The following is a 13031-nucleotide window of genomic DNA, read 5'->3' as shown; positions in this document are numbered from 1 at the left end:
GGAGTGCCATGACCAAGGACAATCTCATCCAACAGGCGGGAATGAGCCGCCGCACCTTCCTGCAGGTGACCGGCGCCGGGCTGGTGACGGCGACCGCGCTCGGCGCCACCGGCCTCAGGGCAAGGGCCGAGCCTTATGGAAAGTTCACCTGGATTTCGCCGCGCGGCACGCTCGAAGTGCTCGACGACTATCCCTACTGGGCGGCCAAGAAGGCCGGCTATTTCGACGGGCTGGACACCGACATGCAGCCGGGACCGTCCGACGGCACGGCGACGGTGAAGTTCGTCGATGTCGGCCAGGCCGATATGGGCTTTCCCTCGCCCGGCGTGTTTTCCTTCGCCATTCAGAACGGCATGAAGCTGAAGTCGGTGTTCCACATGGGCGCGCGCGACACGTTCAGCATTGCCTTCCGCAAGGGCGAGGGCTCGAACGATCTGAAGAAGCTCGAAGGCAAGACCATCCTGCTCGGCTCCGCCGCCTGGCAGTCGATCACCGATCCGCTGCTTGCCGCGCAAGGCGTCGATATCAAGAAGGTCAAATATGTAGAGGCCGGCTGGCCGACCTGGGGCACCGCGCTTGCCGGCGGCCAGGGCGACGCGGCGCTGTCATGGGAAGGGCTGCGCGCCGAATGGATCGCCAAGGGTCTCGACTTCGAATACTGGCTCGGCGTGAAGAACTCGAAGCTGCCGGCCAACACCTTCGTCGTGCGCGCCGCCGACCTCGAGGACCCCGACAAGAAGGCGTTCCTGGAAAAGTATCTGCGCGGCTGGGCGATGGGCCTTGAGTTTGGATATCAGAATCCACGCGCGGCGGTTGAAGCGGTGTTCGAGCAGTTCCCGACGCTGGCCAAGAACCTCGGACCGGAGCTCGGCACCACCTCGATCCTGCAGCAGATCAACGTCTTCCGCGGCGACATGGACAAGCGCGGCGGCTGGGGCTCTCACGACATGGCGAGCTGGCAGGGCTTCTTCGACGAGATCCACAAGATCGGCCAGATCACCAACCCGGTGAAGGCCGAGGATGTCTGCACCAACGACCTGATCCCGGCCGCCAACGACTTCGACAAGGCCAAGGTCAAGGCCGACGCCGACGGCGTCAAACTGTCGGAAGGCTTTGCCGCGCTCGATGTCGACAAGATCAAGGCGCATCTGTTCGATTCGGCGGTGAAGTAGGGCTGCGCAAATCGCATCCGAGATCTGTCGATGGCGGCGGAGCCCCTCATTGCCCTGCCGGGCATTTCTCCCCGTATAGCGACGGGGAGAAAGATGCTGTCATCAATGGTTTCGCCCATCTCCAATGTTTCCAGAAGGGCGCGGAGGTTGCGGCAAGCTCCCTTCTCCCCGCCTCTATACGGGGAGAAGGTGCCGGCAGGCGGATGAGGGGCAGCGCAAACGCGGGATGACCAACAAGGGCGGCAGCGCGCCGCCCACACGATCCAATCAAGAATTTGGGAGGCTGACATGGCCGACAAGGTAAAAGTACTGGTGGTGGGTCTCGGCAATATGGGTGCGTCGCACGCCAGCGCTTATCACCGCTCGGAGGGGTTTGAGATCGTCGGCATCATGAGCCGCTCGATCAAGAGCAACACGAAAATCCCGGCCGAACTCGCCGGTTATCCGCTCTACGAGGATTTCGATCTGGCGCTGAAGGAGACCAAGCCCGACGCGGTCTCGATCAACAGCTGGCCAAACACGCATGCTCAATACGCGCTGAAGGCGATCGCGGCGAACTGCCACGTGTTCATGGAAAAGCCTTTGGCCACCAACATCGAGGACGCCGAAAAGGTGGTGGCGGCCGCGCGTGCGAAAAACCGCAAGCTGGTGCTCGGCTACATCCTGCGCGTCCACCCCTCGTGGATCAAGTTCATCGAGGTCGGCAAGACGCTGGGCAAGCCGTTGGTCATGCGGCTCAACCTCAACCAGCAAAGCAGCGGCAGCGCCTGGCACTGGCACAAGAACCTGATCGATTCGCTGATCCCGATCGTCGATTGCGGCGTGCATTATGTCGACGTCATGTGCCAGCTGACCGGCGCCAAGCCGGTACGCGTGCATGGCATCGGCGCCAAACTCTGGGCCGAAGCCGACAAGCAGAATTACGGCCATCTGCATGTCACCTTCGATGACGGTTCGGTCGGCTGGTACGAGGCCGGCTGGGGCCCGATGATGAGCGAGACGGCCTATTTCGTGAAGGATGTCGTCGGCCCGAAAGGCGCGGTCTCGATCGTTGCCGGCCAGCAGGCGAGCAGCGCCGCCGAATTGGCCGAAGTGTCGAACTCCGCCGACATCGACCGCCACACCAAGACCGAGGCGCTGAAGATCCATTATGCCGCCGTCGACGGCGACAAGAATTTCAAAAAGCCCGACGAGATCGTCAGCATGGAGGACGAGCCCGGCCACCAGGAACTGTGCGACCGCGAGCAGGCGTTTTTCCTGCGCGCCATAAGCGAGGACCTCGATCTGACCGAGCAGATGGATGCCGCGGTCAACAGCCTGCGCATCGTGCTCGCGGCCGAACAGAGCATCGAGCTGGGACGGACGGTGGAACTGGCCTGACTTCATCCGGTTGCCGGCGCTGGAGGGCGCCGGCAGTGAGAACATTGGCGAGATTGGAGCCCCTGCAGGACAACCATCTCAAGTTTGCCCTGCCCCTCATTGCCCTGCCGGGCATTTCTCCCCGTATAGTGACGGGGAGAAAGACGCCGTCACCGACGACTTCGCCAACCTTTAAGGCCACAGGAGTGGCGCCGGGGTTGCGACCGTCCTCCCTTCTCCCCGTCACTATACGGGGGAAGGTGCCGGCAGGCGGATGAGGGCGGTGCCAACATTGGCAAATGACCGAAGCGATGGCTCGGTCGCCTCGACGAGTGTCGAGGACAGGAGAATAGGGAGTGAGACATGGTCACCGACAGTCTTTTGAAAACCTATGCCGAGTCCGACGCGCTTGGCCTCGCCGCGCTGGTCCGCGGCGGCCAGGTTTCGCCGGCGGAACTGGTCGAGGCGGCGATCACGCTAGTCGAGCGGTTGAACCCGTCGCTCAATGCGGTCATTCATCGCCTCTATGACATGGCGCGCGCGCAAGCCGCGACGGTCGACAGATCGGCACCCTTTGCCGGCGTACCATTCCTGCTCAAGGAACTGGCCTCGTCCTGGACAGGTGCGCCCAACACCAATTCCTGTTTCTACCTCAGAGATGTCGTCGCCGATTTCGACACCGAAGTCGTCCGCCGCATGAAGGCGGCGGGACTGGTGCTGGTCGGCAAGTCGAACGCGCCCGAAAACGGATGGTCGATCACGACGGAACCAAAACTCTACGGCACGACGAAAAACCCGTGGAAGGAGGGCATCACGCCAGGCGGATCGAGCGGCGGCGCGGCCTCGGCTGTCGCCTCGCGCATGGTGCCGATCGCGGAGGCCAGCGACGGCGCCGGCTCGATCCGCATCCCCGCCTCCTGCTGCGGGATCGTGGGCCTGAAACCGTCACGCGGCCGCGTCAGCCTGGCGCCGTTTGGCGACTATTGGTACGGCGGTGCCTACTTCCTCTGCTGCTCGCGCACGGTGCGCGACACGGCGGCCTATCTCGATGCGGTGGCCGGCGCCCTGCCCGGCGAGCCCTATACGCCGCCGGTGCCGGATGCCTCCTGGATTAGCCTGTCGGGGAGTGCGCCGAAAAACCTGCGCATCGGCTTCACAGTCACGCCGCCCAACGGCACCGCCATCGATCCGGAGGTGAAGGCGGCGGTGCTGGCGACCGTGGCCGCACTCGAGCGGTTGGGGCATCATGTCGAGGAGCACGACATGCCGCTCGATGCCAACGGCGTATGGGCGACCTACACCAACATGACCTGCGTGCAGACGGCGGCGACCTTCGACTATCTCGAAACGGTGATCGGCCGGCCGGTGACGTCAGGCGATGTCGAGGCGGTGACCTGGGCAATCATCGAGCGCGGCCGCGCCACCAGCGGGGTCAGGCACATCTCCGATGTCGAGCAGCTCAGGCAAGTCGGCCGCGATATTGTCGGCGACCTCAAGGCCTATGATCTCTTCGTCACGCCCACCTTGACGCAACTGCCGCGCCCGTTCGGCTATTACGACATGTCGGAGACGGATATCGACCGCTACAACGCCAAATGGGCGGATGCAGTCTTTGCCTTCCCCTTCAACATCTCCGGCCAGCCGGCGATCTCGCTGCCGCTCGGCTGGTCGCAGGGCGGCGCGCCGGTCGGCGTGCAGCTTGTCGGCCGCTACGGCGACGAGGCGACGGTACTGGCGGCGTCGGCGCGGCTGGAACAGGAAATGCCATGGAAGGACAGGCGGCCGGCCGTGAGCGCTTAGTTCTTCACGCGCCCAGGTGACCACCGCCGCATGGTGCTGGCCTACCCAATCACTTCCAGCCGCCGCGGCAGCCGGTTCATCGCCACGGGGCCTTCCGGCGTGATCAGGCACTGGTCCTCGAGGTTGAAGCTGGCGAGGCCGTCGATGTAGAGCGGGATCTCGAAGGCCAGCACCATGCCGGCCTCGATGACGACCTCGCTGCCAGCCGATATGAACGGCCATTGCTCGGAAAAGACCGACTGTCCGACGCCGTGGCCGAAGTGGCCGCGGCGGTAGGAGCGCAGGCCTTGGCGCGCCAGGCTGTCGGTGGCGACGCGGTGGACATGGGCAAGCGTGCTCCCGGGAACAAGCTCGGCCAGCCCGTCGTCGAAGGCGCGCTCGGCAATGGCGTGCAGTTCAGCTTGATCGGCCGAAGGCGGGCCGAAGGTGAAGTTGCGCGACATGTCGGAGGCGTAGCCACCGACCGTACAGACCATGTCGCATTTCAGCGGATCGCCCGCCACGGCCCTGGCGTCGGCGCCCTTGGCCCGGGCGCCCAGCGTCACATATTCGGCCGTGATGACCGGATGGGACAAGCCGGCAGCCGCCGTGGCGACGCCCTGCCGGTAGAGCGCGACGAGATCGCTCTGGCGCATGCCGGTCATGGCATCCACCTGCAGCCGCTCCAGGCCGGCTTCCGACAGGATGATGCCTTGCCGCAGCAGGTCGATCTCGCGCTGCGACTTGACCGCGCGCAGCCGGTCCAGCACGGGCGAGCCGTCGACAACAGGGCAATCCGGCAGCAGCGCCTGGATGGCGGCAAAATCGGCGGCGGGAATGAAGTCGAGGTCGAGGCCGAGCGTGGCACGCTGCAGCCCGAACTCGGTGAGGATTGCCTGCAACTGGCGCACCGAGCCGGCGAGGTCGAAGGTTGCGGGACGCGCGAAATCCGGCGCGCGGCCGAGCGAAGCCTGGCCAGCCTCGATACGCTCCGCCAAGGGCAGCCCTGCAGGTCCTGTCTCGACCGGCGCGGTTTCGATCCAGATCGGGTGCGAGCGCACGACCATCTCGGGCGCGGCGGTCCGCAGTTGCCTGGCATTGAAGTCCGCGACCACAACGCCGATCGGCAGGTCCTGTCTGGCCGGGACGACGACGAAGCCGGCGCCGGCGCGCCGGAACAGGCCGGCCGGGCCGATCGAAGCGCCGGTCGCATAATGGAAGGCCTCGGGCGCTGAGAGCACCAGCGCCGCGATGCCGGCGCGTTGCATTAACTGCGTGGCGCGCTGCCGGTCGACAAAACCCGTCATGAGGCTTCTCCGTATGCATGGAACCGGCAACGGAGCATCGCGGGCGCCGACAATCAAGCGACCGAAGGTCTACTTGATCGATTCCAGCTTGGTCAACGCGACGCTGAAGCCGGCCAGCGACACCGGCATGGTGACCGGCTTGCGGGTGACGGATTCCATGCCGATGTTCAGATTGGTTCCCGGCTTCATCGCCTTGACGAGGTCCGGCGGCAGCGTCTTCTGTCCCTGGTCGATCTGGTAGCTGGCGCCGGACGGCAGGAACAGGCGACATCGCTTTTCGTCCATCCATCGCCGCAAGGGCTATGGCATGGCGCTGCTGCGCGATCAGATCGACGAGGCATGGTTAGCCGGCCCATCAATCCATGTGGAGAAGAACAAACCGGCGGGGACTCTACGCGTCCAATTGGAACATTTCAGGCGCTGTCCGGTTGCTTCCTCTGGATATCCATAGGAAGACGGCCATGGTGATTAGCCACGAAGAACGTGTCGCGCATATCAGCAAGCGGGCCCGCGAACTCTGGGAGCGGGAAGGCTTGATGCCCGACCGTGAAAAGGCCTGCTGGGACAAGGCGGTCGAGGAGTTCGAGTCCGGTCGGCTGACCGGCGGACGAAAGCAACCAGGCGCGGATGCCGCTGGCGACAGTTCGGGTACCAAATACTGACGCCCCGCTTTGTCGCGGAACGAGATCACCGGGGTTGCGGCTGGTGACGTGCCGGTCGCCAGGAGAGCCATTTACGCAAGTGGTGCGTCGGCAGGGCGCGGCAAACGGCGACATCACGGCAACCGACGCTCACATAGGCGCACAGTATCAGTGGAACCAGATCGTCCTGGGTGGCGAGGCGACGTGGACTGCCACGGGCATCAAAAAGACCATCGTCAGCCCCTATTTCCCAGACAGCGACACTGAAACCGGTAAAATCTCCAACTACGTTACAGCCGTTGGACGCATTGGTTATGCCTTCGATCGTGTGTTGATCTATGCAACGGCCGGGTATGCCGGCGGCAAGGTCAAGTTCACGGCCCGGGACAACGATGCCTTGGTCACATACGAGAAGAACGACTGGCAAAGCGGCTATGCCCTCGGCGCCGGGATCGACTATGCCATTACCGACAACCTATCTCCTGGCGTCGATTACACCCACATCGATCTTGGGTCCAAGACCAGCTGCGGCAACAACGTATTTGATGATGGCACAATCGGAGTGAACCCAGAGACGTATCGGACCGACGCCAAAGTGGATGCCGTCATGGCCCGCGCCACATACAAATTCGGGACGGGTCAGTAGCCCAGTCGAGCGGCGCAGGAATTTCCCGTGCACCCAACGGAAGGCGTTGGTTAGCCTGTGCGACAGGCCGGCGGCGCCCGACATCACAGATCCGTGATGCTCGGGATGAACGGCGTCCCGAAAAGCGTTTCAGTCTTGTTCGCCGGGTGCTCCCGAGACCGCGAGCGCCCTGAAATCAAACCGATTTTGGGAGAACAATGATGAAACATCACCTCTTCCCCATGGTACTGGGCTTGCTGATGACCTCCGCCGGCCTGGCTTCGGCTGCCAACGTCCACTCGGTAACGGGGACGAAAGGCCAACCCGATCAAACGATCGGCACCGCTCAGACAGGAAGTGTTACGCCGGGCAATGCCAGCACCGCGCCGGGTTCAGCCTTCAACCCGGACGGAAATGCGGGAACACATTACGCAGGTACCCAGCCGCAGAACTCCAAGAACCCGAAGAGCGTATCTCAGTACGACGTTGCCGGCTTCCAGCAGTCCCATAAGTGACGTCCGGCTCTTGGGCGGTCGAGGTTCAATCCGTCAAAAACGAAAAAGCCGCGGCGAACCGCGGCTTTTCGGTGCTTGATTTCCTGGAGGAAACTGGAGCGGGTGAAGCGATTCGAACGCTCGACCCCAACCTTGGCAAGGTTGTGCTCTACCCCTGAGCTACACCCGCTCACACGGCGTCTTGGCCGCAAGCCGGGCCTATATGGCTGAAGAGCGCGGCGATTGCAACAGGGAAATAGCAGGCTTTTGCAACCTTCCGATCGATGCCGGCAAACCGCCCGCGACGCGCCGATTTGATCGCCGCTTGCGCGACGGTCTTGTGTCGGTCGCCTCATTGGCCGTAAACGGCAAGGCCAAGAAACCGACGAAGAAGAGACCCATGCCGAAGACCGAAGCTGACCTGATGGCCTTTCTTGCCGAACTCGGCATCGCGGTTTCGACGATACGCCACCCGCCGCTCTATACGGTTGCCGATTCGCAGGCGCTGCGCGGGGAGATCGCCGTCGGACACACCAAGAACCTGTTCCTGAAGGACAAGAAGGACAATTTCTTCCTGGTCACCGTCGGCGAGGACGCGGTCGTCGATCTCAAGCAGATACACCAGCTGATCGGCGCCGCCAGCCGGGTTTCGTTCGGCAAACCGGAAATGCTGATCGAGCTGCTCGGCGTCACGCCGGGGGCGGTCACGGTCTTCGGCATCATCAACGACAGGGAAAACCGGGTCAGGCTGGTGCTCGACAAGGATCTGATGGACCATTCCGTCATCAACGCGCATCCACTGACCAACGAGGCGACGACATCGATCGCGGCCGCCGATCTCATCAGATTCGTCGAGGCAACCGGGCATGATGCTGCTATCTTGAAAGTCTCGGCATGATCGCCACATGGGTGGCAAAGCCGATTTCCAATTGAGACAGGGCGCCGGGCCACGGGCCGGCGGCGCGACCGAAAGGGTGACGAGATGAGCGACAACAATCCGTTTGGCGGATCATTCGGAAACAAGGGCGGCCAGTATGCCACCACGGTGCAGTATGGCGGAACCGAGCCCAAAGCCGGACTCGGCCAGGCGTCCGCGCCGCCAGCAGCCGGGCCCAACGCCGGCCCCGTCGCCGGCGACGTCATCAAGGACACGACGACCGCGGCCTTTGCCGCCGACGTCATCCAGGAATCGCGCCGCCAGCCCGTGCTGGTCGATTTCTGGGCGCCGTGGTGCGGACCTTGCAAGCAGCTCACCCCGCAGCTGGAAAAGGCGGTCAAGGCCGCCGGCGGCAGGGTCAAGCTGGTCAAGATGAACATCGACGACCATCCCTCGATCGCCGGCCAGCTCGGCATTCAGTCGATTCCAGCGGTCATCGCCTTCAAGGACGGCCAGCCGGTCGACGGCTTCATGGGCGCCATTCCCGAGAGCCAGATCAACGAATTCATCACCAAGGTCGGCGGCAAGGGCAATGGCGCGCCGCCGGTGGCCGAGGCCCTGGCGGCGGCGGCGGAGGCGCGCGACGCCGGCGACATGCAGACCGCGGCCGACATCTACGATACCATCCTGGCGCAGGCGCCGGAAACGGTCGAGGCGATTGGCGGGCTGGGCGACCTGTTGTTCGAGGCCGGCGACACCGAGGGTGCCGAGGCGCTCCTGGCAACCGCGCCCGAGGCCAAGAAGGATGCACCGCCGCTGGCCGCCCTGCGTGCCAAGATCGCGCTGGCCGCGCAGGCGGCGGCGCTGGGCAATCCGGCCGAGTTCGAGCGGCGGCTTGCGGAAAACCCCAAGGACCATCAGGCCCGTTTCGACCTGGCCATGATCCAGAACGCCATGGGCGATCGCACGGCAGCCGCCGACAATCTGCTGGCCATCATCAAGGCCGACCGGAGCTGGAACGAGGATGGCGCCAGGACGCAGTTGCTGCAGCTGTTCGAGGCCTGGGGCATGACCGACGAGGCGACGCTTGCGGCGCGCCGCAAATTGTCGGCATTGCTGTTTTCCTGAGCCGCTCATGGTTGTTTTGTCGCAAGGGCTTGCGGCGCAAGGCCTGAGCCCCAGATAGGACAGGGCAGGATTGACGCTTCGCGAGGGAAGCGATCGGAGGAACGAGGTGCAAGCGGGAAACGCGCATTACCGGCTCGCCAAGGATCTGCCGTCGACGATCCCGCTCTTTCCGCTCGAAGGCGCGCTGCTGCTGCCGGGCGGCCGCATGCCGCTCAACATCTTCGAGCCGCGCTACCTGCAGATGGTGGACGAGGCGGTCGGCGGCTCGCGGCTCGTCGGCGTCATCCAGCCCGGCCTCAATGGCGCATTGCGCGAGGACGGCGAGCCGGAGCTTTGCAGCGTCGGCTGCATCGGTCGCATCATCGCCTTTTCCGAGACCGGCGACGGTCGCTACCTGATCTCGTTGCAAGGCGTGTGCCGGTTCCGCGTCGCCCACGAGCTGACGGTCAAGACGCCCTTCCGCCAGGCGAAGCCGGCTCCCTTCCTCGCCGATCTCGACGAGGAGCAGGCGGCTAATGAAATCGACCGGCCGGCGCTGCTCAGAGCCTTTCGCGCCTATCTGCAGGCCAATGATCTGGAAGCCGACTGGGAAAGCGTCAGCCGCGCGGAAAACGCCATGCTGGTCAACGCGCTGTCGATGATGGCGCCCTACGGACCGGCCGAGAAGCAGGCATTGCTCGAGGCCGCGGACCTGAAAACCAGGGCCGAAACGCTGATCGCCATCACCGAGATGACGCTGGCGCGCGAGAATGAGGATTTTGGCTCGAGCCTGCAGTAGGGATGCGTCGATATCCAGCCGCCCTGCAAATGACGGCCTGATTGATTTCCTGACATGCTGGGCGTGAAACCGGAAGGGGACCCAATGGTGGATGGGCGCGACGGAAAGAAGACCAATGTTGACCCCAAGCTGCTGGAACTCCTGGCCTGCCCGCTGACCAAGGGGCCGCTGGCCTGGGATCCCGAGCGCGCCGAGCTGGTCTCGCGGGTCGCCAAGCTCGCTTATCCGGTGCGCGACGGCATCCCGATCATGCTGCCCTCGGAAGCGAGGGTGCTCTCGGCCGAGGATGTGCTGTCGCCGCCACGATCAGGTGGGCCGAATTGAGGTGGCGCGGAGCGGTCCGCTCCGCTTCAACCATAAACGTATACAAACCAAGGGATATCCTGGGGTTTTCGCGCCATCGCCTCAGTTCGGCATCGCCAGCGCCTTGTCGATCTGCGGCAGGAGAAGCTCCCTGGTGGACTCTGGCGTCAGCGGGCCGACATGCTTGTAGGCTATCTTGCCATCCTTGCCGATGACGAAGGTTTCCGGCACGCCATAGACACCCCAGTCGATCGCCGTGCGGCCGGCCTCGTCGACGCCGATCGCCTGGAACGGATTGCCGAGGTCGCCGAGGAAGCGGCGGGCGTTTTCCGGCCGGTCCTTGTAGTTTAGCGCCGCCATCGCGAACCTTTTGTCCTGCGCCAGCGCGAGAAGCACCGGGTGCTCTTCCCGGCACGGCGCGCACCAGGACGCGAAGACGTTGACCAGCGTGACCTTGCCGGCGAAGGCTTTCGAATCGAGCCCGGGCAAATTGCTGCCCTCCAGGGGCGGCAGGTTGGTCCGCGGCGCCGGCAGGCCGATGAGCGCCGACGGCACTTCCGAGGCATCGCGTCCCGACAAAAGCTGCGACAGGAACAGTCCGGCCAGTCCGAGGAAGACCAGCAGCGGCAAATATACGAAAAGGCGGCGACGGGGCGGCGTCGGCGTTTCCGTCCCTGTGCTCATGGCTTGGCTGCCTTGTCGGAACGGCGGCGCACGCCGGCCGCCTCGAGTTCGGCGAGTTCGCGCTTGCGCGCCCGCTGGTCGATGAGTATCCAGCCGATCAGCCCGGCCAGTGCCACGGCGGTGATCGCGTAGGCCGCCGCGACGTAGAGCGCATGCGCGCTCATGCGCGCCGCTCCATCGCCAGTTTCAGCCGGGTCTTTCCGCCTCGTTCGATCATGTCTTCCCTTAGCCGCGCGCCGGCGGCTCCGCAATCGGCCGCCACGCCGCAGCCTTCAGAGCTCTTGCGCCTCAATCCGTGCCGTGGCGCAGCGCCAGCGCCGCGGCGGTCGGCCCCAGGACGCCAAGAAACAGCGTCAGCGCGGCAAGAATGAGGAAGGGCTGCAGGAACGGATCGGGATTGGCCGTCGCGCCATAGCTCGCCGAAACGCCGAAGATCAGCACCGGTATGGTCAGCGGCAGCACCAGCACCGAGATCAAGAGGCCGCCACGCGGCAGCGCCACCGCCACCGCGGCGCCCACGGCACCGATGAAGGTGATGGCCGGCGTGCCGACCAGCAGCGTCAGCGCCGTGGCGCCCATGGCCAACGGTTCCATGTTCATGAACAGGCCGAGCAGTGGGGCCGCGACCACCAGCGGCAGGACGCTGCCCGCCCAATGCGCGACGCACTTCACCAGCACCGTCAGCGCCAGCATGTGCCGGTCGTTGCCGAGCACCAGGAGATCGAGCGAACCGTCCTCGCGGTCGGCCTGGAACAGCCGGTCGAGGCCGAGCAGGCAGGCAAGCAGCGCGCCGATCCACAGGATCGCCGGACCGATGCGGGCCAAAAGCTTGAGATCCGGCCCAACGCCGAAAGGGATGGTGGCGATGACGGCGAGGAAGAAAATTACGCCGGTCAGCGCGCCGCCGCCGGCACGGATCGAGAGGCGGATGTCGCGTAGGAAGAGCGACCACATTACGATGTGGTCCCTTGTTGAAGAAGGGGGGCGCCGTAGGGGGCAGTCATCAAAAGGCCTCCCCCATCACCAACTCTTTCGCCGCCGCCAATCCCAGCGGCAGATGCGTCGCCGCCACGATCATCCCGCCTTCATCGCAATGCTCGCGCATCAGCCTTGCAAATCGCGCCTCCGAAGCCTTGTCCAGCCCTGCCGTCGGCTCGTCGAGCAGCCACAGCGGCCGATGGCTGACCAAGAGTTTCGCGATCGCCGCGCGGCGTCTTTGCCCGGTCGAAAGATAGCCGAACGGCAAATGGCCGATGCCGCTGAGCCCGACCGTTGCCAGAGCCTCCTCCACATCGAGCCGGCCTTCGCCATGGAACTCCCGCCAGAAGCGCAAATTCTCGGTCACGCTCAGCGCCGCCTTCATCGCGTTCTGGTGGCCGAGATAGTGGCAGGCCGAGCCGATCGAGGGGAACTCGTCGCCGCCCTCGAGCAGCAGACGGCCTTCGGTTTTCGGCAGCAGGCCGGCGACCACCATGAGCAAGGTCGATTTGCCCGAGCCGTTCGGCCCGGTGACGACCAGGGCTTGGCCCTGATCGAGCACAATGCCGATGCCGGAGAAAACCGGCTCGCCGCCGCGTTCGCCGCCCAGATTTTCGGCGATAAGCCGCATCCCTCGCCTGCCCTGAAATCAATGTTTCGCGAACGCTGCCGCATCGCACAAATTTGCTCTGCAACTGTCTAGAACTATTCCACAAAATTCTCTATATGCGGGGCATCCGTGCCAGCGGTCGGCGCGGGAACAGAATTAGCGCCGAACCAGCGCACGCGCCGCCTTGAACGGCTCGGGTTGCTTGGGAACGGACAGCGGAAATGGCCGTACCCGCACCTTTGCGCGTGATTGCATGCCATCGGCGTCCGTTCCCTTTCAGGCTGAACAGACAGGAC

General features: G+C 64.4%; 16 protein-coding genes and 1 tRNA gene. 10 read left to right on the top strand and 7 right to left on the bottom strand.

Going from position 1 to position 13031, the window contains the following annotated elements; genetic code table 11:
* The first annotated feature begins 8 nt into the window (after positions 1 to 8).
* From ACVWWD_RS07650 to ACVWWD_RS07640, 3 genes are all read left to right on the top strand, one after another.
* On the top strand, positions 9 to 1172 hold the full coding sequence (locus ACVWWD_RS07650) for an ABC transporter substrate-binding protein (RefSeq protein ID WP_023793511.1): 1164 nt from the start codon (positions 9 to 11) through the stop codon (positions 1170 to 1172).
* Between the two features lie 288 nt (positions 1173 to 1460).
* The gene (locus ACVWWD_RS07645; protein WP_352553659.1) at positions 1461 to 2552 is read left to right on the top strand and encodes a Gfo/Idh/MocA family protein; all 1092 of its coding nucleotides are present in this window, start codon (positions 1461 to 1463) and stop codon (positions 2550 to 2552) included.
* Between the two features lie 342 nt (positions 2553 to 2894).
* Positions 2895 to 4331 (top strand): amidase, encoded by a 1437-nt coding sequence (locus tag ACVWWD_RS07640; RefSeq protein WP_023782064.1) that lies wholly within the window; start codon positions 2895 to 2897, stop codon positions 4329 to 4331.
* Between the two features lie 41 nt (positions 4332 to 4372).
* On the opposite strand, the gene ACVWWD_RS07635 is transcribed toward ACVWWD_RS07640, so the two are convergent.
* Positions 4373 to 5617: a Xaa-Pro peptidase family protein gene (locus ACVWWD_RS07635; RefSeq protein WP_352552404.1), complete on the bottom strand. Its 1245-nt coding sequence runs from the start codon at positions 5615 to 5617 to the stop codon at positions 4373 to 4375.
* 69 nt (positions 5618 to 5686) lie between these two features.
* Positions 5687 to 5902, bottom strand: coding sequence for an invasion associated locus B family protein (locus tag ACVWWD_RS07630; RefSeq protein WP_352552402.1), 216 nt, complete (start codon positions 5900 to 5902; stop codon positions 5687 to 5689).
* Positions 5903 to 6078: 176 nt separating this feature from the next.
* On the opposite strand from ACVWWD_RS07630, the gene ACVWWD_RS07625 reads away from it, so the two are divergent.
* The 3 genes from ACVWWD_RS07625 to ACVWWD_RS07615 all read left to right on the top strand — a co-directional run bounded on the left by ACVWWD_RS07625 (position 6079) and on the right by ACVWWD_RS07615 (position 7398).
* A complete protein-coding gene (locus ACVWWD_RS07625; RefSeq protein WP_031240359.1) occupies positions 6079 to 6279 on the top strand; it encodes a DUF2934 domain-containing protein in 201 nt (66 codons plus the stop codon).
* 79 nt (positions 6280 to 6358) lie between these two features.
* Complete coding sequence (locus tag ACVWWD_RS07620) at positions 6359 to 6904, top strand: outer membrane protein (protein ID WP_352552399.1); 546 nt, start codon at positions 6359 to 6361, stop codon at positions 6902 to 6904.
* 197 nt (positions 6905 to 7101) lie between these two features.
* On the top strand, positions 7102 to 7398 hold the full coding sequence (locus ACVWWD_RS07615) for a hypothetical protein (RefSeq protein ID WP_023793522.1): 297 nt from the start codon (positions 7102 to 7104) through the stop codon (positions 7396 to 7398).
* A 94-nt stretch (positions 7399 to 7492) separates the two neighbouring features.
* Here the strand turns inward: ACVWWD_RS07615 and ACVWWD_RS07610 are convergent.
* A tRNA-Gly gene (locus ACVWWD_RS07610) sits at positions 7493 to 7567 on the bottom strand.
* Positions 7568 to 7777: 210 nt separating this feature from the next.
* On the opposite strand from ACVWWD_RS07610, the gene ACVWWD_RS07605 reads away from it, so the two are divergent.
* From ACVWWD_RS07605 to ACVWWD_RS07590, 4 genes are all read left to right on the top strand, one after another.
* Positions 7778 to 8275: a prolyl-tRNA synthetase associated domain-containing protein gene (locus ACVWWD_RS07605; RefSeq protein ID WP_352552396.1), complete on the top strand. Its 498-nt coding sequence runs from the start codon at positions 7778 to 7780 to the stop codon at positions 8273 to 8275.
* 84 nt (positions 8276 to 8359) lie between these two features.
* Positions 8360 to 9382 (top strand): thioredoxin, encoded by a 1023-nt coding sequence (gene trxA, locus ACVWWD_RS07600; protein WP_023782073.1) that lies wholly within the window; start codon positions 8360 to 8362, stop codon positions 9380 to 9382.
* 106 nt (positions 9383 to 9488) lie between these two features.
* Complete coding sequence (locus ACVWWD_RS07595; RefSeq protein WP_023782074.1) at positions 9489 to 10160, top strand: LON peptidase substrate-binding domain-containing protein; 672 nt, start codon at positions 9489 to 9491, stop codon at positions 10158 to 10160.
* An 84-nt stretch (positions 10161 to 10244) separates the two neighbouring features.
* Entirely contained in the window at positions 10245 to 10484 is a 240-nt protein-coding gene (locus ACVWWD_RS07590) for a Trm112 family protein (protein ID WP_023782075.1), read from the top strand.
* 81 nt (positions 10485 to 10565) lie between these two features.
* Here ACVWWD_RS07590 and ACVWWD_RS07585 read toward each other — a convergent pair whose 3' ends face one another.
* The 4 genes from ACVWWD_RS07585 to ccmA all read right to left on the bottom strand — a co-directional run bounded on the left by ACVWWD_RS07585 (position 10566) and on the right by ccmA (position 12756).
* Entirely contained in the window at positions 10566 to 11147 is a 582-nt protein-coding gene (locus ACVWWD_RS07585) for a DsbE family thiol:disulfide interchange protein (protein ID WP_023782076.1), read from the bottom strand.
* Entirely contained in the window at positions 11144 to 11311 is a 168-nt protein-coding gene (ccmD, locus tag ACVWWD_RS07580; RefSeq protein WP_023774434.1) for a heme exporter protein CcmD, read from the bottom strand. Before ccmD ends, ACVWWD_RS07585 begins: the two co-directional genes overlap by 4 nt.
* Positions 11312 to 11435: 124 nt before the next feature.
* On the bottom strand, positions 11436 to 12101 hold the full coding sequence (ccmB, locus tag ACVWWD_RS07575) for a heme exporter protein CcmB (RefSeq protein WP_023782077.1): 666 nt from the start codon (positions 12099 to 12101) through the stop codon (positions 11436 to 11438).
* A 49-nt stretch (positions 12102 to 12150) separates the two neighbouring features.
* On the bottom strand, positions 12151 to 12756 hold the full coding sequence (gene ccmA, locus ACVWWD_RS07570) for a heme ABC exporter ATP-binding protein CcmA (RefSeq protein WP_457102984.1): 606 nt from the start codon (positions 12754 to 12756) through the stop codon (positions 12151 to 12153).
* Positions 12757 to 13031 lie beyond the last annotated feature (275 nt).

This window comes from Mesorhizobium sp. URHB0026, assembly GCF_054059755.1.
The sequence above is the reverse complement of the archived record's forward strand: the minus strand, read 5'-3'. Positions and strand labels throughout refer to the sequence as shown.

Coding starts and splice junctions, on each gene's coding strand:
- ACVWWD_RS07650 (WP_023793511.1), top strand. CDS start 9: ATGACCAAGGACAATCTCATCCAACAGGCGGGAATGAGCCGCCGCACC.
- ACVWWD_RS07645 (WP_352553659.1), top strand. CDS start 1,461: ATGGCCGACAAGGTAAAAGTACTGGTGGTGGGTCTCGGCAATATGGGT.
- ACVWWD_RS07640 (WP_023782064.1), top strand. CDS start 2,895: ATGGTCACCGACAGTCTTTTGAAAACCTATGCCGAGTCCGACGCGCTT.
- ACVWWD_RS07635 (WP_352552404.1), bottom strand. CDS start 5,617: ATGACGGGTTTTGTCGACCGGCAGCGCGCCACGCAGTTAATGCAACGC.
- ACVWWD_RS07630 (WP_352552402.1), bottom strand. CDS start 5,902: ATGGACGAAAAGCGATGTCGCCTGTTCCTGCCGTCCGGCGCCAGCTAC.
- ACVWWD_RS07625 (WP_031240359.1), top strand. CDS start 6,079: ATGGTGATTAGCCACGAAGAACGTGTCGCGCATATCAGCAAGCGGGCC.
- ACVWWD_RS07615 (WP_023793522.1), top strand. CDS start 7,102: ATGATGAAACATCACCTCTTCCCCATGGTACTGGGCTTGCTGATGACC.
- ACVWWD_RS07605 (WP_352552396.1), top strand. CDS start 7,778: ATGCCGAAGACCGAAGCTGACCTGATGGCCTTTCTTGCCGAACTCGGC.
- trxA (WP_023782073.1), top strand. CDS start 8,360: ATGAGCGACAACAATCCGTTTGGCGGATCATTCGGAAACAAGGGCGGC.
- ACVWWD_RS07590 (WP_023782075.1), top strand. CDS start 10,245: ATGGTGGATGGGCGCGACGGAAAGAAGACCAATGTTGACCCCAAGCTG.
- ACVWWD_RS07585 (WP_023782076.1), bottom strand. CDS start 11,147: ATGAGCACAGGGACGGAAACGCCGACGCCGCCCCGTCGCCGCCTTTTC.
- ccmD (WP_023774434.1), bottom strand. CDS start 11,311: ATGAGCGCGCATGCGCTCTACGTCGCGGCGGCCTACGCGATCACCGCC.
- ccmB (WP_023782077.1), bottom strand. CDS start 12,101: ATGTGGTCGCTCTTCCTACGCGACATCCGCCTCTCGATCCGTGCCGGC.
- ccmA (WP_457102984.1), bottom strand. CDS start 12,756: ATGCGGCTTATCGCCGAAAATCTGGGCGGCGAACGCGGCGGCGAGCCG.